Source organism: Cyclobacterium salsum, assembly GCF_010119245.1.
Lineage (GTDB): Bacteria > Bacteroidota > Bacteroidia > Cytophagales > Cyclobacteriaceae > Cyclobacterium > Cyclobacterium salsum.
Window position 1 is genome coordinate 64,346 of sequence record NZ_WNKG01000015.1, and the last position, 17,892, is coordinate 82,237.

At 46.1% G+C, this 17,892-nt stretch carries 16 protein-coding genes; 7 read left to right on the forward strand and 9 right to left on the reverse strand.

The features are described from left to right. Window positions 1-5 precede the first annotated feature (5 nt). Complete coding sequence (locus GJS45_RS21355) at window positions 6-407, reverse strand: response regulator (protein WP_162343916.1); 402 nt, start codon at window positions 405-407, stop codon at window positions 6-8. Window positions 408-720: 313 nt separating this feature from the next. On the opposite strand from GJS45_RS21355, the gene GJS45_RS21360 reads away from it, so the two are divergent. Further along, entirely contained in the window at window positions 721-1,143 is a 423-nt protein-coding gene (locus GJS45_RS21360; protein WP_162343917.1) for a Dabb family protein, read from the forward strand. A gap of 10 nt (window positions 1,144-1,153) precedes the next feature. Here GJS45_RS21360 and GJS45_RS21365 read toward each other — a convergent pair whose 3' ends face one another. From GJS45_RS21365 to GJS45_RS21395, 7 genes are all read right to left on the reverse strand, one after another. Further along, window positions 1,154-2,917 (reverse strand): capsule assembly Wzi family protein, encoded by a 1,764-nt coding sequence (locus tag GJS45_RS21365; RefSeq protein ID WP_162343918.1) that lies wholly within the window; start codon window positions 2,915-2,917, stop codon window positions 1,154-1,156. Continuing rightward, the gene (locus GJS45_RS21370) at window positions 2,892-3,182 is read right to left on the reverse strand and encodes a thiamine-binding protein (RefSeq protein WP_162343919.1); all 291 of its coding nucleotides are present in this window, start codon (window positions 3,180-3,182) and stop codon (window positions 2,892-2,894) included. The genes GJS45_RS21365 and GJS45_RS21370 overlap by 26 nt, the downstream gene beginning before the upstream one ends. A gap of 3 nt (window positions 3,183-3,185) precedes the next feature. Next, a complete protein-coding gene (pth, locus tag GJS45_RS21375; RefSeq protein WP_162343920.1) occupies window positions 3,186-3,746 on the reverse strand; it encodes an aminoacyl-tRNA hydrolase in 561 nt (186 codons plus the stop codon). A gap of 140 nt (window positions 3,747-3,886) precedes the next feature. Beyond that, the gene (locus GJS45_RS21380; RefSeq protein ID WP_162343921.1) at window positions 3,887-4,477 is read right to left on the reverse strand and encodes a 50S ribosomal protein L25/general stress protein Ctc; all 591 of its coding nucleotides are present in this window, start codon (window positions 4,475-4,477) and stop codon (window positions 3,887-3,889) included. 30 nt (window positions 4,478-4,507) lie between these two features. Beyond that, window positions 4,508-5,434: a ribose-phosphate pyrophosphokinase gene (locus GJS45_RS21385; protein WP_162343922.1), complete on the reverse strand. Its 927-nt coding sequence runs from the start codon at window positions 5,432-5,434 to the stop codon at window positions 4,508-4,510. 119 nt (window positions 5,435-5,553) lie between these two features. Beyond that, window positions 5,554-9,576, reverse strand: a complete 4,023-nt coding sequence (locus GJS45_RS21390) for a response regulator (protein ID WP_162343923.1) — start codon at window positions 9,574-9,576, stop codon at window positions 5,554-5,556. Between the two features lie 174 nt (window positions 9,577-9,750). Continuing rightward, window positions 9,751-10,089, reverse strand: coding sequence for a n-acetylglutamate synthase (locus GJS45_RS21395; RefSeq protein ID WP_162343924.1), 339 nt, complete (start codon window positions 10,087-10,089; stop codon window positions 9,751-9,753). Window positions 10,090-10,189: 100 nt separating this feature from the next. Between GJS45_RS21395 and GJS45_RS21400 the strand changes: the two genes are divergently transcribed. From GJS45_RS21400 to GJS45_RS21415, 4 genes are all read left to right on the forward strand, one after another. Continuing rightward, entirely contained in the window at window positions 10,190-10,987 is a 798-nt protein-coding gene (locus GJS45_RS21400) for an endonuclease/exonuclease/phosphatase family protein (RefSeq protein WP_235954913.1), read from the forward strand. A gap of 132 nt (window positions 10,988-11,119) precedes the next feature. Next, window positions 11,120-12,124 (forward strand): glycoside hydrolase family 43 protein, encoded by a 1,005-nt coding sequence (locus tag GJS45_RS21405; RefSeq protein WP_162343925.1) that lies wholly within the window; start codon window positions 11,120-11,122, stop codon window positions 12,122-12,124. 103 nt (window positions 12,125-12,227) lie between these two features. Further along, window positions 12,228-13,193, forward strand: a complete 966-nt coding sequence (locus GJS45_RS21410) for a nitrilase family protein (protein WP_162343926.1) — start codon at window positions 12,228-12,230, stop codon at window positions 13,191-13,193. Between the two features lie 7 nt (window positions 13,194-13,200). Further along, on the forward strand, window positions 13,201-13,623 hold the full coding sequence (locus GJS45_RS21415) for an NUDIX domain-containing protein (protein ID WP_235954915.1): 423 nt from the start codon (window positions 13,201-13,203) through the stop codon (window positions 13,621-13,623). 15 nt (window positions 13,624-13,638) lie between these two features. Here the strand turns inward: GJS45_RS21415 and rocF are convergent, their stop codons facing one another. After that, entirely contained in the window at window positions 13,639-14,589 is a 951-nt protein-coding gene (gene rocF / locus GJS45_RS21420; protein WP_162343928.1) for an arginase, read from the reverse strand. Window positions 14,590-15,103: 514 nt separating this feature from the next. Here rocF and GJS45_RS21425 point away from each other — a divergent pair. Both GJS45_RS21425 and GJS45_RS21430 read left to right on the forward strand, forming a co-directional pair. Beyond that, entirely contained in the window at window positions 15,104-16,438 is a 1,335-nt protein-coding gene (locus tag GJS45_RS21425) for an aminotransferase class V-fold PLP-dependent enzyme (RefSeq protein ID WP_162343929.1), read from the forward strand. Then, the gene (locus GJS45_RS21430; protein ID WP_162343930.1) at window positions 16,438-17,859 is read left to right on the forward strand and encodes a phytoene desaturase family protein; all 1,422 of its coding nucleotides are present in this window, start codon (window positions 16,438-16,440) and stop codon (window positions 17,857-17,859) included. Before GJS45_RS21425 ends, GJS45_RS21430 begins: the two co-directional genes overlap by 1 nt. Window positions 17,860-17,892: the final 33 nt, after the last annotated feature.

Consider the following 17,892-nt stretch of genomic DNA (forward strand, 5'->3'; position numbering starts at 1 on the left):
AGGCCTTACTGCCCCAGTATTCTGGATTTTAGGGCTTTCACTTTTTCCAGGGTGAGGGGTTTGACGATGTATTCCGCCACCAGTGGATAACTATTTGCCCGATCCATTTCGTCCTTGTTGATGGAGGAAGAAACCATAAAAATTTTGACCGGATGGTCAAAATTAGCCGCCGATATCTGATCCAGAAACTCCCATCCATTCATGATGGGCATGTTGATATCCAATAGAATAACATCCGGGAGGGGTTCTTTTTCCACCATCTTTTTTTCAAAATCCTTCCAGGCAGTCTCCCCGTTTTGGAAATAAGAAACGGTTTCAGAAAAGGAGGTGAACTCAAATATTTTTTTTATTCCAAAATTATAGAGCGGGTCGTCATCCACAATATAGGTAAATCCAATTTTATCCATAAAAATTGCTGTTCTTCATTGCTGTTTTTATTCTCTGTTGGGGTGAAAGTATGGCAACAAGTCATAAAAGTAACTGATTTTTATCATTTTCTAGAGGGCCGATTAATAAATTTTTTTTAAAAGTAAGTTTTAAAAAGCAAGTCCGCCTATTTAAACCCATTTATTTCGGGAGGTTCGGCTATAACTTGGCATCCATTCGGTCTTTTAAAGCAAGAAACGGTAATAAATGCCGGTTGAAAGCAATCAATTGATTAATTTTCGCTTAATTTACCGGTAAATTTATCACAAAGCCAACCCTAAAATCCCAGACAAAATGAAAGGACTGTTTACTTATCTTGCAATAGCGCTGATTGCATTTGCCTGTCAACCCAATGAATCATCTACCGAAACCGAAGAAAAAATAGTACAAATGGAAGAAGCACCTACTGAAAAAGCCCTCCTGCGTCACGTGGTTTTATTATCTTTTAAGGAAGATTCCAGTCCCGAAGACATAAAAAAAGTAGAGGATGCATTTATCGCCCTCCAGGACAAAATTCCCCAAATACGAGATTTTGAATGGGGTACCAACAATAGCCCCGAAGGTTTGAACAAGGGCCTGACACATTGCTTTTTGGTTACTTTTGAAAGTGAAGAAGATAGGGAGATTTACTTGCCTCATCCGGACCATCAGGCGTTTGTGGAGGTTTTAAGCCCGCATATGGAGGACGTTACGGTAATCGATTACTGGGCAAAATAGATTGCAAACCCTAGAAAAGGTAGGCAAGTTTTAGCCGGCTATGAAAATTAGCTTTTTTGTAGCCACTATTTCCGAGGCTGTTGGTTTGACGGATGGCATAATTGTAATTATGTGATTGGACCAGACGTGCTGTGGCAGAAACTAACAGGCGATCAAATCGATGGTCCCAGTGGGTACCAAGGCTTAGGTCCACCCACTGCAACAGGTCTAATCCATTGGCAAGGTTGAAATTATAAAAGTTGGCATCTCGTTTGATTCGTTCGAGGGAGAAGCCAAATTGGTTGAGTTCTTTTACCCTGCTAATCGTTATCCTTGCACTGTTGCCGCTGTGGCCAAGCCCGGAACCCAGCACCTGTCCCCGATGGCTGAGCCCGTGCAATACCTGAAAATTTTCGTACAAGCCGAGACCTCCGTGGTTCTGGTTGGTGATGCTCCCTTCGTACTTCACGAGATTGTTGATGCTATTCTCCGTTTGGGTCATTTCCAACTGCAGGTACACATGGCCACCTTTGGCCAGAGGGACTAGTTTGCTCAACCCGAGGGTATACCCGCGGGCATGTTCAGGGTTTAGGATTAGTTCCCTCCAGTTCAGCGCATGGTCGGTACGGATGTATTCCCCGTATAGTTCCATTTGCGCCTGAGGCCATACCCATCGATAGAATACCGATAAATGTTGGTCGGTCTCTCGGAATCTGGAAGTAGTCAGGCCTACCCGTTCTTTTTGCAAGCCCTCAAAAATTGGAAACCAGGCCCTCCAGCCGTCTTCTTCCAATTTTCTTTGGTACATCAGGAAGGTACGGGCAAAGCCTACCGACAAGCCTTCAATCCACTTTGGGGAATAGTTGAGCGTAATCCCAGTAAAATAGCGCCAGTCATCGGGGTATTCACGGTACCGATCGAAACTGCCATCGCTGTAATAGGGGAGATTGGAATTTTCCAGTTTTCCCATAAAATACTGCCCGCCAAAGTATCCGATGGCCGTTTTGGCTGGCTTCCGGGTATGCACCGTTCCGTGCAAAAAACCTTCTGCATTATCGCTGATCAGTAAGGCCTGTTGTTTTCCAGGTCCCCACCAGAGGTTTTCGGTGGAAATCCCTGCAGAAAATGCCCCAAAATTCACCTTGAAATGTGAATTACCAGGCAAAACGCGTTGAATCTTATCGGTACCATGCCTCACCGGTATGTCCAGCCTGCCAATGAAGTTACTGATTCGTTGAAAAAATAGCGCGGGAAGTTCCGGGTTGTATTCCTGGAAGGGCAAATTCCGGGCATGAAATACCTGTGGGTACAGCTGAAGGCTCACCGGTCCAAGGGAAACCTGAAAGCCACCCTCCAGGAGATGTTGAAAGCCTCTCGCGGGCAAAAATGGCCCTTCTCCCCAGCCGTAGGGGTGGGAGGAGTTGAAGTTTTGACTAACCTGAATCGGCAACACGTGAAATTGAAAGTGCTTGTTTACCTTCAACAGCGGTCTGCCAAAGGTAAACTGCGACAGGCTGTCATTGCCCTGGTAGCTTTCCTGAATGGTTTCCCAGGATAGGGGTAGCTGTAGCAAGCTGTATTGAAGCGGCAGGCTTCCATCCAGTTGTTTCCTTCGTAAATGGTCCTGTAGAAGCGGGAATGTCACCGGAATATGTTGGGCAAAAACAGGAACCGTAACGAGTAACATCAGAAAAATCGCCCAGCCCCCTAACAATCCGGGAGGGGAAATTTTAAAGCGTTTTTGACCCTGCCAATTCATGCGTTGACGGCTATCGGTGAGGATTGGTTTTGGCATCCATGCTTACGTCTTGATCGGGCCGGATCTGCATCCGGTAGTAGACCAGGATTTCTTCTGCTCCAGCCGCAAGCACGGCTTCCTGTGCTTTTTTAGCAATGGCCATTAACTGGTCCTCCGGCCCCTCCATCACGGTTTCGAAGGGGTTTACTTCGTATTTTACCCCCGAAGCGGAGATAACGGCGATGGCCTGGTCGACCAGCTGATAGCTGTCCAGGGTGTTGCTTTTGGGAATGATCTGAATTCCAAGGTTGATGTTTGGCATGTTTTATCGGTTATATTGATTCATGGTTCGCTCCAGCCCCAGGGTGCAAAAGGAGGTGATCATCTCCCCCGCATGATCCATAGGGCCTGGCAAATCCTCTATTTCTTTTGGTGTCCACCTACCCAACACATAGTCGATCTGCCTGCCCTTTGAAAAATCATCGCCGATGCCAAATCGAAGTCGGGCGTAATTCTGGCCGCCTGTGAGCTCTTCTATATTTTTCAGCCCGTTATGACCGGCAGATGAGCCCTTTGCTTTTAGACGTAATTTTCCGAATGGAAGCGCGATATCATCCACCACAACCAAAACCCTTTCTTTTGGGATTTTCAAGGTATTCATCCAGTAATTAACGGCTTTTCCACTTAAATTCATGTAGGTGGTGGGTTTGATCAGATGAATTTGCCTTCCCTTGTACTGGAAAAGGCAGGTAAAGGCAAGCCGGTCACTACTCCAGGAGAGGTTTTCTTTGTCTGCCAGCCTGTCTAAAATCAAGAAGCCTACGTTATGTCGGGTCAGTTCATATTCCATCCCGATATTACCCAGGCCTACAATTAGGTATTTCATGTTTTTCCTTATGCGGTTTTATGTGTCATCATATTTTTTGGACCAATGCGGGAATAAGGTAAATTGAGTTGGCATAAAAAAATCCTGCTCCGTAAAGATACAGAACAGGATTTGAATGACGATGCATTAAGGGATGCAGATTATATTTCTTCCTCTTCCTCGCCCGCTTTTTTACCTCTCAAGGCTCTTGGAATACCCACAGTAGCGATGGTTACTTGGGGGCTGTTAAGTAATTCAAAATTTTCCACATTCAAATCCCCCACTTTGACAGATTTTCCCAATTCCAGACTGGATATATCGACTGGAATTTCATCCGGAAGGTTCTGTGCTAAGCCTTTAACCAGCAAGGTTCTGGTCTTGATTTCCAGTTTACCACCTTTGATAATACCAGGGGAAGATCCGAATGGCCTCACGGGGATTTCCATTTTAATTGCTTTCGTTTCGCTGAAAGCCAAAAAGTCAGCGTGTAATAAGACCTCACTCACCGGGTGAAACTGACCTTCCCGCAAGATGGCTTTGATTTTGGTGCCTTCAATGTTCAGGTCTACCATGTGTACTTCAGGGGTATAGATCAGGTCCCGAAACAAAATGGCAGGGGCATAAAAATGAATCTGCTCTTTAATACCCGGACCGTATACCACACTGGGTACGTTACCTTCCTCACGAAGCGCATCAAGGGATTTTTTGTCGAGATTTGCTCTTTTAAACCCTATAATCTCAATTGATTTCATAACTATTATATTTGTTTAAATTAAAATTCTTTAAATGAATAGGGAGCTTATAGATGTATTCCCCTCCACGGCATGAATTGCTTTCGCAAACAAGTCGGCCACGGTTAATACCTTTATTTTGGATGATTCCTGTTTGATGGGAATGGTATCTGTGATCACCAGTTCAGACAGACTCGAATTTTCGATGTTCTCATAAGCTTTTCCAGAAAGCACGCCATGCGTCGAAATGGCTCTTACTGAGGCTGCCCCTTTATCTAAAATAATGTTCGCTGCTTTGCAAATGGTCCCGGCCGTGTCGACCAGGTCATCTATCATCACCACATCTTTTCCTTCTACATCTCCAATCAACTGCATAGATGCTACTTCATTAGCTCTTTTTCTATGCTTATCACAGACCACCATGTCTACTTCAAAATGCTTGGCATAGGCCCTTGTTCTACCCACTCCACCCACATCCGGGGAAGCAAATATCAGGTTTCCTAAGTCCAGGCTTTTTAAATAGGGCACAAAGATAGCTGAACCGTTTAAATGATCCAAAGGAATATCGAAAAATCCCTGGATCTGTCCGGCATGCAGGTCGCAAGTCATGATTCGGTCTGCCCCTGCGGAGGTGAGCATATTGGCAATCAATTTGGCGGCAATGCTCACTCGTGGCCGGTCTTTTCGGTCCTGCCTGGCATATCCGAAATAGGGAATTACCGCGCAAACTTTATAGGCACTTGCCCGTTTGGCAGCATCGATCATCAGACAGAGCTCCAGCAGGTTATCAGCCGAAGGATTGGTGGATTGGATAAGAAATACATTACATCCCCGAATGGATTCGTTATAACTCGGAGATAATTCGCCATCACTAAATTTGGCAAGGGTCAGGTCTCCGAGCGATTGACCATATGCTTTTGCGATACTTTCTGCCAAGAAGGGTGTATTCGAACCTGAGAAAATCTTGGTCTCTGGCATGGTTGGTTTTTTAGGTGGTATGAATTCAAAAGAAAAACAAATGTAGTAAATTTTAGCGGTTTTGTTTTTCTCAAAAAATGAGTGAGCGGTTTTTTTCTAAGACCTGCCCTTGAAAAGAATTATAATTTGAATTGGTCAAAGTTCGTTAACAGGTAATCCAATTCCTGTTGAATTTTCTTCCCAATTTCGAAAAGTTGGCTGTCATTATTGTTTTCGGCCTTTCTTTCCAGCTGATCTGTCAGGGGGAGTAATACAAAAAAACCAGCAGTGGCGGCAGATCCTTTCAGTTTGTGCCCCAACTCAATAAGGGAGGCTTTATTGCGCTCTTCAAGTACCACCTTAAGTTTGCTCCGGCATTCCTGGAGGGTGGTCCTGGCAATTTTCAACAACTCTTTGCCGATGGCCTTGTCCCCATCAAAAAGGCTTAACAAATGAATCCTGTCAAAATGTTGTTTTCCTGAATCCTTTTTCGCTACCGTTTCCGGAAGCGGTATTCCAGCCTGCTGTTGGGTAGGGATTAGCCATTTGATAATCATTTGGGTAAGGCTTTCCTGTACGAGGGGCTTGCTCATGTAGTCGTTCATGCCGGCCTCCAGACAGCGTTCTCGTTCCCCCTTTACCGTACCTGCAGTCAATGCGATGATGGGCAAGTCGTTTCCGTTTTCAATAGATCGAATGGCCTTGGAGGTTTCATAGCCATTCATGATGGGCATTTGTACGTCCATTAAAATTAAGTCCGGTTTTTTCCTAAGCACGTACTCATAGGCTTTTAATCCATTGTCAGCCTCAACAATCTGAATGGTAGGGCTTATTTTTGACAGAATAATTTTCGATAGTTTCATATTGATCGGATTATCTTCCGCAATTAGCACCGTATAGGTGGCATTGGCCAGGACATTTTGGCTGAAAGAAATGCCCTGTTGCGTGGAAGACTCGTCCGGTTCTCCGGGTTTAGTGATTTTCCGGATGATTTGGGCGACCTGATTTATTTTTACAGGTTTCAAAATTCGATGATGAATTTTCAGCAGGTCCATTTTGCCCCGATCCAGCGCATCGTCACTTGAGCTACTTAACAATACCACCGGGACCTGGGCAATTTCCGGATCTCCAAGTTTTCGGATTTTTTCGGTGGTTTCCAGGCCGTCCAGAAAGGGCATGCGCAGATCCATAAAAACCAATTGAATTTTTCGCTTTTCTTCTAATATCTGAAGGGCTTCCATGCCATTGGCTGCCTGAAAGCAGGTGATGTTTCGGGCATTCATAATCTCCCGGATTAGGTTCCGGTTGGTTTCATTATCATCCACCACCAAAACTTGCTCCATGCCATGATCTTCAGGCCATTCTTCCACCTCTCCCTGCTCAGCCATCAGTTGTATATCGAAATAAAAGAGGCTGCCATTTCCAGGCTCACTTTCGAGTTGAAGCCGGCTTCCCATTAATCCCAGCAGCTTATTGGAAATAGTTAAACCCAATCCGGTACCGCCGAATTTCCGGGTAGTACTGGCATCTTCCTGGGAGAAGGCTTCAAAGATTTTCTGCTGTTTGGCTTGGGATATGCCCTTTCCCGTGTCCTTTACGGAAAAGCGAAATAGTACAGGAAGGTCCTTTTGGATACCCTTGTCCAACTTCTCTACTTTCAATTCTACTTCCCCTTTTTCGGTAAACTTAATCGCGTTGGTCAGCAGGTTTACCAGAATCTGTCGTAGCCGCACATCATCCGCATAAATAAAGCGGGGCAGGCTGGGAGAAAGGTTAACCAATAATTCCAAGCCCTTGGAATGTGCCTGGTATTTGGTGATGTCTGCAACCTGGGTTCCCAATTCGAAAATATCTGCTTTCTCTACGGATAAATCCATCTTTCCCGCTTCAATTTTAGAGAAATCCAGTATGTCGTTTATCAAATCCAAAAGGGAATGCGCCGATTGGTACACGGTCTTCATGTATTGAAGTTGCGTATCTGAAAGGGGTGTTTTCATCAGCAAATCCGTGAAACCGATCACGCCATTGAGTGGGGTTCGAATCTCATGGCTCATGTTGGCTAAAAATTCGGATTTGGCTTTGTTGGCGTTTTCTGCACTCTCCTTGGCTTCCTTAAGCTGATGCTCTATTTCCTTTCGCCGGCTAATATCCTGATGGGTGCCGTACATGATCTCAGGCTTGCCGGATTTATCTCTTGAAAACACTTTTCCGCGGTCCTGGATCCATACAAAATGTCCCTCCTTATGTTTTAATCTAATTTCGTATTGGTAAAAGTCCGTTTTTTTGTCAAAATGCTTTTGCAGTACGTGATTTCGGTGAAGCAGGTCTTCGGGATGACAAAGGGCATTCCACTTTTGGGAAGAAAAGTCGCTCATTTCATCCGCTGTATATCCCAGGATCTCGGCAAAACGTTCGTTGATAAGAATCCTTCCGCTGGAAATATTCCATTCCCAGGTTCCTGTATTGGTTCCCCGGATAATGGAATCGAGTCTTTTGCCTTTCTCCAGCAGGGCCAGCTCTGCTTTTTTCCGCTCCGTGATATCATTGGTAATGCCCACCATGCCCGTGATTTTGCCCGAGGCATCTTTCAGAGGTATTTTGGATATCAGACAATAGCGCTTTCTACCATTTTTCTGCTCCTGGATGACTTCCTTATTGATGATGATTTCCCCATCTAAGATAACCGATTTATCTTCTTCAAGCGCTTCGTTGGCTGTTTCCGTATCAAAAAGCAGCTCGTCAGTTTTCCCCAACACTTCCTGCTCATCGTCGATTTCCAGGTAGTTAAGTTCCGCACGGTTCACGAGCGTTTTTTCAAAACGGCTGTTTTTTGCGTAGATGTTGATGGGGATGTTGTCAATGATCGTTTTTAGCAATACCCGCTCTTTGTTGATGGAAGCAGCGGCAGTTTCCAATTCCTGAAGGGAGCGGAGGGATTCGGTCATGTCCATACCGTTTCCCAAAATGAAGGAATCACCCAGCTGCGACTCAAAAAACACGTTGTTAAAATGGAAGGTGACCGTCCTGCCTGCGCGGGAAACCAATCTGCCTTTACCATTAAAGGTTTTCTCCTTTTTGATGGTTTCCAGGTAGTCGGTAAAAAGCGTTTTGTCCAGGGCCATGCTTTTCATGTTTACCCCGATAAGTTCTTCCTGCGTGTAACCGAGGATTTCAGCACCATCCCGGTTAATGTGAATGATTTTACCGTTCAGATCGTGCTTAAACATCAATCCATGAACATGCTCAAAGAAATCGCTAAATTCCTTTTCCTGCTCTTTTAATTTTAGTTCTTTTTTCTTTTGCTGACTGGTGTGATTGATAATGCATACCACCTCCGAATTAGCCGAGGTCATTTTTTCACCTATTAATTCAAACCATTCTTTTTTCCCCTTGATGGTAAGGAAATATTCCAGACGTTGTTTTTGGCCGGTTTTTAAAACATTCCGAATCAGGTCCTCGAAAAGTCTCGCCTGTTCTTTGGGAAAACCAATCTCAGCTATTTTTTTGTTCAGGAAATCCTGATCCGGGACCATCAATAACTCTTCTTTGGAAGTGAAAAAATCAGAAATTTCTAAATTGCTGTTGACCAAAAATACCAGATCCCCAACCTTACCCAGAAACCTTTCCAATTTTTGATTCAACGCATCGAGCTTTAATTTCTCCACCCGGAGTTGGATCAGTTTTTCTACCTCCTTGGAAAGGATCTCCAGTGCCCGCACTTGTTTGGGGCTTAGTTTTCCGGGTTTATTATCCAACACACATAAGGTGCCCAACGGGTATCCCTGTTCGGTTTTGATCGGAAAGCCGGCATAAAACCGTACGCTTTCTTTACCGGTCACATAGCGATTGGAGCTAAACCGTGCGTCCCTGCTAGCATCGGGTACTTCCAGCATCCCGTCTTTAAGGATGGTATATTGACAAAATGAGTCTTCCCGCTGGGTTTCGTGAAAATCAAGCCCGACCTTTGACTTAAACCATTGCCGGTCCCGATCTAGCAACGTAACCAGGGCGATCGGCGTTTGGCAAATTTCCGCTGCAAGTTCGGTCAGGTTATCAAAGGAAGCCTCCGGTAAGGTGTCCAATAGTTGGGTGGCAAATAATGCTTCCAATCTATCGGGTTCGTTTTCCGGTAACGGCGCATCGACTTGTTTCATTGCGGACATGCTATCTTTATTAAGGGGTGATTTTACTTAAAAATCCAAGGATATCCTAAGATTACCCGTGCAAATTTCCCTCTCCAGACTTTGAAAAATCCATTAAATTATATAAAAAACAAAATATAATATCTATACAACATTTTAAGGATGATAAAAAAGGTATTTTCGGAGTTTGTCACTTCAGATTTCTTCCAGGGTAGATTCTCCTGAAGTTCGGTCTCCGGATGTCCACTGCCATTTTTCGTGTAACCTGATTTTCCCATTGGGAAGGATTTCTGGAACGGACCTGCAGGTTCCGGTCATGATCTCATGCGAATACGTTACCTGGTGGTAGCTCATGTTGATGATTCCATCTTCGGCGACGATTCCCATTAGATGACCCTTGAGTATGGATTCGCTTTTATACTCGGACCATATTACATGACCTTGTTGTAGGTAGTGAAAATGCATGTTTCCATCCAGGGCGCCGTTTGAAGAATTGTGGACCAGCCTGAATAGTTTGTTGTGGTATTGGATCATGATTACAGATAGTTATCGGTTTAAGCGCACCAACCAGGCAACTAAAATAAATTGGAATTTATATCTTTGAAAAAACGATTTTAAACAAATACCCCGCAAGATGAAAATTTGTTCCCCCTTTAACTCTTTTTTGCTGATCGCGCTATCCCTTTTTGGATTTTTTCCAAGCCAGGTGTACGGTCAGGAGCAGACTCAAATTCGGGTACTGGCCTATAATATTCACCATGCCAATCCCCCCTCCATTCCGGATTCCATCGACTTGCCCGCGATAGCTCGCGTTATTCGCGAAAGCAATGCGGATTTGGTGGCTTTGCAGGAAGTAGATGTTCATACCCAACGTTCCGGAAAAGAGATTCACCAAGCCGCTGTTTTAGCCAAATTAACAGGCATGAATTATTATTTTTCGAAATCCATTACCCATCAGGGAGGCGAATACGGGAATGCCATTCTTTCCCGATACCCGATAGAATCATCTGAAAAGATTACGCTGTCTTCGGAGGAGGGTACGGAGCCTCGGACCTTGTTGTCTGTTCAGGTGAGGCTTCCCGAAGGAAAGGTGATCCTGTTTGCCGCTACCCATCTGGACTTTAGCAGTGCAAGCAACACCGCCCGGCAGGCCGCAGATATCACCCGTCATTTTGAGAAGACCAGCTTGCCGGTTATTTTGGCTGGCGATTTTAATGCCGTTCCGGGATCCGAGGCCATCAATACATTGGATGCGTTTTTCAAAAGGAGTTGCGAAAATTGCCCGCCGACGATTCCAGTCATCAATCCGGAAAAGACCATCGATTTTATCTTTTACAGACCGGTCGGTAGTCTGGCAGTCAGCGGACATCAGGTGATATCCGAAACCTATGCCTCCGATCACTTACCTGTGCTGGGCACCTTTACCTGGTAAGGGTTTCCTAACCGTATTAAAGTACCGGTTCTGTTGTGCAAGTGGTTTTTTCCTGGTAAATTCATCTTCTGGGACCACCCCTTTTATTTTAGTAAACCGAAGCCATAAGCCAACTCTAACAAAAAAGAAATAATGAGAAACGTTTTTCCGGGTTTTTGTACTTTTTTTTGTTTTCTGGGTCTTCTTTCCTGTTCCACATCGGATTCTGAAAAAACCGTTTACGCCGGAAACCCCGTTTTAGACGGCTGGTATGCCGATCCGGAAGTGATTGTTTATGATGACAGGTATTGGATTTACCCGACGTATTCGGACGATTTTGACCGGCAGGTTTTTATGGATGCCTTTTCTTCACCGGATCTGGTAAACTGGACCAAACACGAGCGGATCATAGATACGGCTGCGGTAACCTGGGCCAGAAGAGCGATGTGGGCACCAGGGGTGATTAGCAAAGACGATCAGTATTATCTTTTTTTTGCGGCTAACGATGTGCACGAAGGTGAGGTCGGGGGGATCGGCGTGGGAGTAGCGGATCAGCCCGAGGGCCCCTTTCGTGATTTGCTCGGCAAACCCCTCATTAATGAAATTGTCAACGAGGCCCAACCCATTGACCAATATATTTTTCAGGATACGGACGGTACTTATTACATGTATTATGGGGGCTGGGGACGTTGTAATATGGTCCGATTGAATGATGATTTTACGGGATTGCTTCCGTTTGAGGATGGGGAATTGTATAAAGAGGTCACCCCGGAAGGATATGTGGAAGGGCCATTTATGTTTATCCGAGACGGCAAGTATTATTTCATGTGGTCGGAGGGAGGTTGGACCGGTCCGGATTACCGGGTGGCCTACGCAATTTCAGACAGTCCGTTCGGACCCTTTGAAAAAAAAGGGGTGATCCTGGAGCAGGATGAAACGGTTGGAAGGGGAGCAGGGCACCATTCTGTTCTCAAAATACCGGGGGAGGAGGAATATTACATCGTCTATCACCGGAGACCACTAGCTGAAACGGACGCAAATCATCGGGTTACCTGCATCGACAAAATGGAGTTTGGTCCGAATGGTGAAATCCTGCCCGTCACCCTGACCTTCCAGGGAGTAGAAGAAAAATGGATAACCCCCCAAAACCCGATCTAGGAATGATTCGTTTTTGTTTTCTATTGGAGGCCGTTAAAAAAGGGATGGAATAAGAGATGATAACTCGAAAGAATCTGGCTTTTGGAAACTTTATAGTACTTACATGGACAAAAAACAAGATTTAAAAATAGCATCGGTTCAATTCGAACATGCGAGTGGTGATAAAACCAAAAACCTGGACACCATCGAATCGTTATGTGAAAAGGCAGCAGCAGCCGGTGCTCAGGTGGTTGCTTTTCATGAATGTTCCATTACGGGATATACCTTTGCCCGGAAATTAAACAAAGAACAATTGCTTGACCTGGCTGAGTTTGTCCCGGAGGGTCCGAGCACGGAAAGGCTCAGAAAAATCGCTGCGAAATATGGGATCACCATTTTGGCGGGCCTATTTGAAAAAGATGCAGAGGATCGCATCTTTAAATGCTATGTCTGCGTGGATGCGGACGGACTCCAGGCCAAACACCATAAGCTTCATCCCTTTATCAATCCTCACCTTACTCCCGGGTCTGCGTATTGTGTGTTTGATTTACACGGATGGAAATGTGGGATATTGATATGTTACGACAATAACATCTTGGAAAATGTTCGGGCGACCAGTCTGTTGGGGGCAGAGGTGATTTTCATGCCTCATGTCACCATGTGTACGCCTTCCTCCCGACCGGGGGCAGGATTTGTAGATCCTGCTTTGTGGGATAATCGCCACAACGATCCTACCTCACTTAGGTTAGAATTTGACGGTATGAAGGGGCGTCAATGGTTGATGAAATGGCTGCCCGCCAGGGCCTATGATAATGCCATTTATGCGGTATTTTCCAACCCCATAGGGATGGATGATGACCAGTTGAAAAACGGCTGTTCCATGATCCTGGACCCTTTCGGGGATGTCATTGCCGAATGCCGAAAGCTGGATGATGACTTCTGCCTGGCCAGCATTCATGCCGAAAAGCTACAGCAGGCAGGTGGGTTTCGGTACAAAAATGCCAGAAGGCCGGATCTTTACCGGGACATACTCGGTCAGGAGCATACACCCAGCCAAAAAGTGGCCTGGCTTAACCAAGAAAAAAATTAGAGGCAGCGTGGAGATACCAACCGTTCCGGAGAATTTTTACCGGGTGAGCGTGAAGGCCCTGGTGCTGGATGATTCCCATCGGTTTTTGCTGGTGCAGGAGGACAATGGCTGGTGGGAATTGCCTGGTGGCGGCCTGGATTTTGGAGAGCGTCCCCGGCAAGGAATAGATCGGGAAATATGGGAAGAGATGAAGCTGAAAACCACCTTTGTCGCTGACCAACCCGCCTATTTTTTCACCGTCAAGAACCATAAGGAGGTTTTTATTGCCAATGTGTTGTACGAAACCAAATTGGCTCACCTGGATTTCGTTCCTTCCCCGGAATGCGTGGCGATCCGTTTTTTTACGGCCCGGCAGGTAATGGCAGCAGAAAAAATGTATCCCAATGTGATTGCCTTTGCATCCCTTTATGAACGGCAACCCTTGCGGTAAACCGCATCGGGTGAACTAAAAATGAGAAACCAGAGAGTGGGTAGTGGATTCCAGCACATCAAACGCATTTTTAGCCATGGCATTTTCAGTGTCAAGGGTAGGATTTACCTCCACAATCTCCCAGGCGCAAACCCGTTTATCTCTGATAAGGGCTTCGTTTAACTGGATGGCTTCTTCCAGGGTTAAGCCATCGGGAACAGGCGTTCCGGTGCCTTTTGACAGGGAGGTGTCCAGGCTGTCCACATCGAAAGAAATGTAAATTTGTTCGCAGTCTTTTAATGAAGCAAGTGCTTTCTCGGCTGTTTTAGGGATGCCGGCGATTCGTAAATCACTAATGGAGATGGAGGGAATTTTGTGCTTCCTGATCAAATCATTTTCTGCTTCTTCCGTGTCCCTTACCCCGATAAAAACAAGGTCTTCCGGGCGGATCTTCGGACTGGGTCCACCTATTTTCTTTATCTTTTCCCAATAGGCGATGGTCCCAGGCAAGGGCTCGTTTATTTTCTGATCCAGGTTATCAATCCCCAGGCACATGGCCAGGGGCATGCCGTGCATGTTTCCGGAGGGCGTGGTGAAGGGCGTGTGCAAGTCGGCATGGGCATCAATCCAAATCACCCCCAGTCTTTTTTCCGGGTGGGCGGCCTTGATTCCCATGATGGTCCCTGCGGCGGTGGAGTGGTCTCCGGCAAGGATAATGGGAAATTTTCTAGTGCTGCGAAGGGATTTTACAGTAGTGTACACATTCTGGAGTACCTCATATACGCCGTCAATGTAGTTGGCATAGGGGTGTTGGTTTCCTCTCCAAAGGTAATCGTTCGCATCTTCTACATGTATGGGATCAAATCGGCTAAAAAAATCGGAAGGCTTGACCAGGCTGGCTACTTTCAGCGCGTCTATCCCCATGCTTGCTCCCCTTGTCCCGGCTGCCAGTTCGGATCGTACTTCTACCAATTTTATGTCTCTCATTCCTGTCGTATTAGATTAGATGCAAAATTCCCATAAAATAAAGATGAATACAAATTATTTTTTGAATAGGGCTCGTGTCAATTATTTGATTTGGAAGGGCAAGGTTGGTTATGGCCCTGATCCTGATGGGCTGCAATGCGGATCTAAGCATAACGGACAGTGCTCCTCTACACCCTATTCTTCCTAACCTCCTTTAAAGTCGTAATCCATTACATGCCATTTGCAATGGCTCACTAAAGAACCTCTTAGTGAACAACCGAGAGGGGATATCCGCCTGTTGCTGGCCAGATTAGTCTGATAACAGCCTGCTGCTTCTCTACCTTAAAAAATACCTTGGTCCATTTTTCTTTTTCAGGAAGCCGCCTCCCGCTTATGGAAAGGTACGTATGAAACAAAAAATATTTTGATTATTTTGCGTACTTGGCTGCCTTCGGGATCATTTGTCTCGGGAGAAATGAAAACCTGTGGGAATGCCTGAACGGAAACGAATGACCACTAACTAAATATTATCTCAATGAAATCAACTACAAACAGAAGGAGCTTTTTCAAAAAAGCGGCCGTACTGGCAGGAGCTTTCTCTTCCAATAGCCTTTTTGAGCAGCTACATGCGGCCGATATAGCAGCAAAAAACAGGCAGTTTGCAGGCCTTTCTCCCCAAAAAATGGCCGCGAACGAGGATTTTTGGACCACCATCCAGCAGGGGTATCCGTCCAGTTCCTCTCCGGTATTGAATCTCAATAATGGGGGCGTTTCTCCCAGTCCGCAGCTGGTTGTGGAGGCGGTAGCGCGTTACAGCCAAATGTCCAACCAGGCACCTTCCTACTATATGTGGCGGATATTAGATCAGGGGCGGGAGCCGTTGCGTCAGAAGCTTGCGCAATTGGGAGGCTGTGATCCGGAAGAGCTGGCGATCAATCGAAATGCAACTGAAGCCTTAAATACCATTATTTACGGGTTGGATCTGCAAAAAGGAGATGAAGTGATCGGTTGCAAACAAGATTATCCCAATATGATGCATGCCTGGAAACAGCGAGCAGAGCGGGAAGGCATCGTTTATAAGCAGCTTTCTTTTGATTTCCCAATTGAAGACGATGAAAGAATTGTCAACGCTTACCGGGAAGCCATTACCCCAAAAACCAAAATGATTCACGTAACACATGTCATCAACTGGGTAGGCCAGATCATGCCTGTCAAAAAAATCAGCCAGATGGCGCATGCTAATGGCCTGGAAGTGATTGTAGATGGAGCCCATTCGTTTGGCCTGTTGGATTTTAATATCCCGGACCTGGAAGCAGACTATTTTGGAACTAGCCTTCACAAATACCTCTCTGCCCCGATTGGTACCGGTATGATGTGGGTGAGCAAAGAAAAGATATCAAAAGTGTGGCCCTTACTCTGTAACGGTAACCCGAAAAGTGAGAATATCAGAAAGTTTGAATCGCTGGGGACAAGAAGCTTTCCACTGGAGCAGGGAATCGGAGAGGCACTTAACTTTCACAATGGCATAGGGGCCAAACGCAAAGAAGAGCGGGTGCGGTACCTAAAGAATTACTGGGCAGAAAAAGCAATGGGAATTCCTGGTGTGCATATTCATACATCCTTACTTCCTGCTTATAGTTGTGCAATTGCCGGGGTTTCGGTGGAAGGGCTTTCACCGGGTAAGCTGGAGCAAGAGCTTCTGGGAAAATATAAAATACATACAACCCCCATCAGTTATGAAAACATTCAATGTGTCCGGGTCTCCCCGCACGTTTACACTCGAATCTCTGATTTGGATCGCCTGGTGGTGGCACTGGAAGAATTGGCGACTACTTATGGGAGTCAGCGATTGGAACAGAAAGGAGCCTAATGGCAGGTGATAGCTATGATGCGGTAGTAGTGGGGTCCGGCCCCAATGGTCTAGCGGCAGCCATTACCTTGATTGAACGAGGTTTAAGGGTATTGCTGATCGAAGGAAAAGAGCAGGTGGGTGGCGGAATGCGTACCCATGAGCTTACGCTTCCCGGGTACAAGCACGATATCTGTTCTGCCATCCATCCACTTGCCGCATCTGCCCCTTTTTTTAAGAGCCTACCCCTGGAGGAGTATGGACTTCGCCTACTTCATCCACAGGTTCTGGCGGCACATCCATTATCGGACGGAACTTCGGTTTGTTTGCATCGTTCCCTTGCGCAAACCGCCGAAGAGCTTGAAGAAGATGGGGATCGCTACCTGGCATTAATGGAACCCATCGTTCGCAATTGGGAATCGTTGACAGCAGATTTTTTGGGGCCATTGCGAATTCCGAGTAAACCGGTAGATCTGGCTGGGTTTGGTTTAAGGGCACTTCAACCGGCGACCTGGATGGCCAGGTCGTTTAAAACGGAGAAAATGCGCGCCTTATTTGCAGGAATGGCTGCACATGGCATTCAGCCCTTGAGTAACTGGGCCACCTCGGCCATTGCTTTGGTGCTGATGGCTGCCGGGCATGTAGGCGGTTGGCCGGTGGTCCGGGGAGGCTCGCAAGCACTGGCGGATGCCTTGCTGGCTTATTTTTTAGACAAAGGAGGAACCTTTAAAGCGGGTTGGATGGTGACCGATCTGCGAGAGCTGCCAAAATCAAAGGCGGTATTATTTGATACCAGTCCCCGGCATTTTGTACAAATTGCCGGAAAATCCTTTTCCCGGTTTTATAAATGGCAGCTGAACCGGTTTAGGTATGGAATGGGGGTCTTCAAAGTTGATTTTGCATTGGATGGGCCGGTTCCCTGGCGTTCAAAAGCGGCAAGAGAGGCTGGAACGGTCCATCTGGGAGGCAGTTTTTCCGAAATAGCCCGTTCTGAAGCGGCGGTTTGGGAAGGCACCTATCCGAAAAATCCCTATGTGCTGGTGGCGCAGCAATCGCTGGTAGATGCCAGTCGGGCACCGGTGGGGAAACACACCTTGTGGGCCTATTGCCACGTACCTCCCGGAAGCGATAAGGATATCAGCGAATTGGTAACCCGTCAAATTGAAGAAGCTGCTCCCGGTTTTCGCAAGCTAATACTGGCGAAATCGGTCTTAAATGCCCGGGATTACGAAGCGTATAATCCCAATTACATCGGTGGGGATATCAATTCCGGAGTACAAGATATTTACCAATTATTTTCGAGGCCGGCACTAAGGATTTCTCCGTATCGCAGCTCGGCAAAAGGGATCTACCTATGTTCCTCCTCTACTCCCCCCGGTGGTGGGGTTCACGGTATGTGCGGATTTCATGCGGCCAAAAGTGTTTTAAAGGACTTATTTTAAATGCAATTTTTCGATTTTAAAATACATTTATTT

Excerpts from the sequence above, each read along its gene's own strand:
- GJS45_RS21355 (WP_162343916.1), bottom strand. The coding sequence starts at position 407 with ATGGATAAAATTGGATTTACCTATATTGTGGATGACGACCCGCTCTAT.
- GJS45_RS21360 (WP_162343917.1), top strand. The coding sequence starts at position 721 with ATGAAAGGACTGTTTACTTATCTTGCAATAGCGCTGATTGCATTTGCC.
- GJS45_RS21365 (WP_162343918.1), bottom strand. The coding sequence starts at position 2,917 with ATGCCAAAACCAATCCTCACCGATAGCCGTCAACGCATGAATTGGCAG.
- GJS45_RS21370 (WP_162343919.1), bottom strand. The coding sequence starts at position 3,182 with ATGCCAAACATCAACCTTGGAATTCAGATCATTCCCAAAAGCAACACC.
- pth (WP_162343920.1), bottom strand. The coding sequence starts at position 3,746 with ATGAAATACCTAATTGTAGGCCTGGGTAATATCGGGATGGAATATGAA.
- GJS45_RS21380 (WP_162343921.1), bottom strand. The coding sequence starts at position 4,477 with ATGAAATCAATTGAGATTATAGGGTTTAAAAGAGCAAATCTCGACAAA.
- GJS45_RS21385 (WP_162343922.1), bottom strand. The coding sequence starts at position 5,434 with ATGCCAGAGACCAAGATTTTCTCAGGTTCGAATACACCCTTCTTGGCA.
- GJS45_RS21390 (WP_162343923.1), bottom strand. The coding sequence starts at position 9,576 with ATGTCCGCAATGAAACAAGTCGATGCGCCGTTACCGGAAAACGAACCC.
- GJS45_RS21395 (WP_162343924.1), bottom strand. The coding sequence starts at position 10,089 with ATGATCCAATACCACAACAAACTATTCAGGCTGGTCCACAATTCTTCA.
- GJS45_RS21400 (WP_235954913.1), top strand. The coding sequence starts at position 10,190 with ATGAAAATTTGTTCCCCCTTTAACTCTTTTTTGCTGATCGCGCTATCC.
- GJS45_RS21405 (WP_162343925.1), top strand. The coding sequence starts at position 11,120 with ATGAGAAACGTTTTTCCGGGTTTTTGTACTTTTTTTTGTTTTCTGGGT.
- GJS45_RS21410 (WP_162343926.1), top strand. The coding sequence starts at position 12,228 with ATGGACAAAAAACAAGATTTAAAAATAGCATCGGTTCAATTCGAACAT.
- rocF (WP_162343928.1), bottom strand. The coding sequence starts at position 14,589 with ATGAGAGACATAAAATTGGTAGAAGTACGATCCGAACTGGCAGCCGGG.
- GJS45_RS21425 (WP_162343929.1), top strand. The coding sequence starts at position 15,104 with ATGAAATCAACTACAAACAGAAGGAGCTTTTTCAAAAAAGCGGCCGTA.
- GJS45_RS21430 (WP_162343930.1), top strand. The coding sequence starts at position 16,438 with ATGGCAGGTGATAGCTATGATGCGGTAGTAGTGGGGTCCGGCCCCAAT.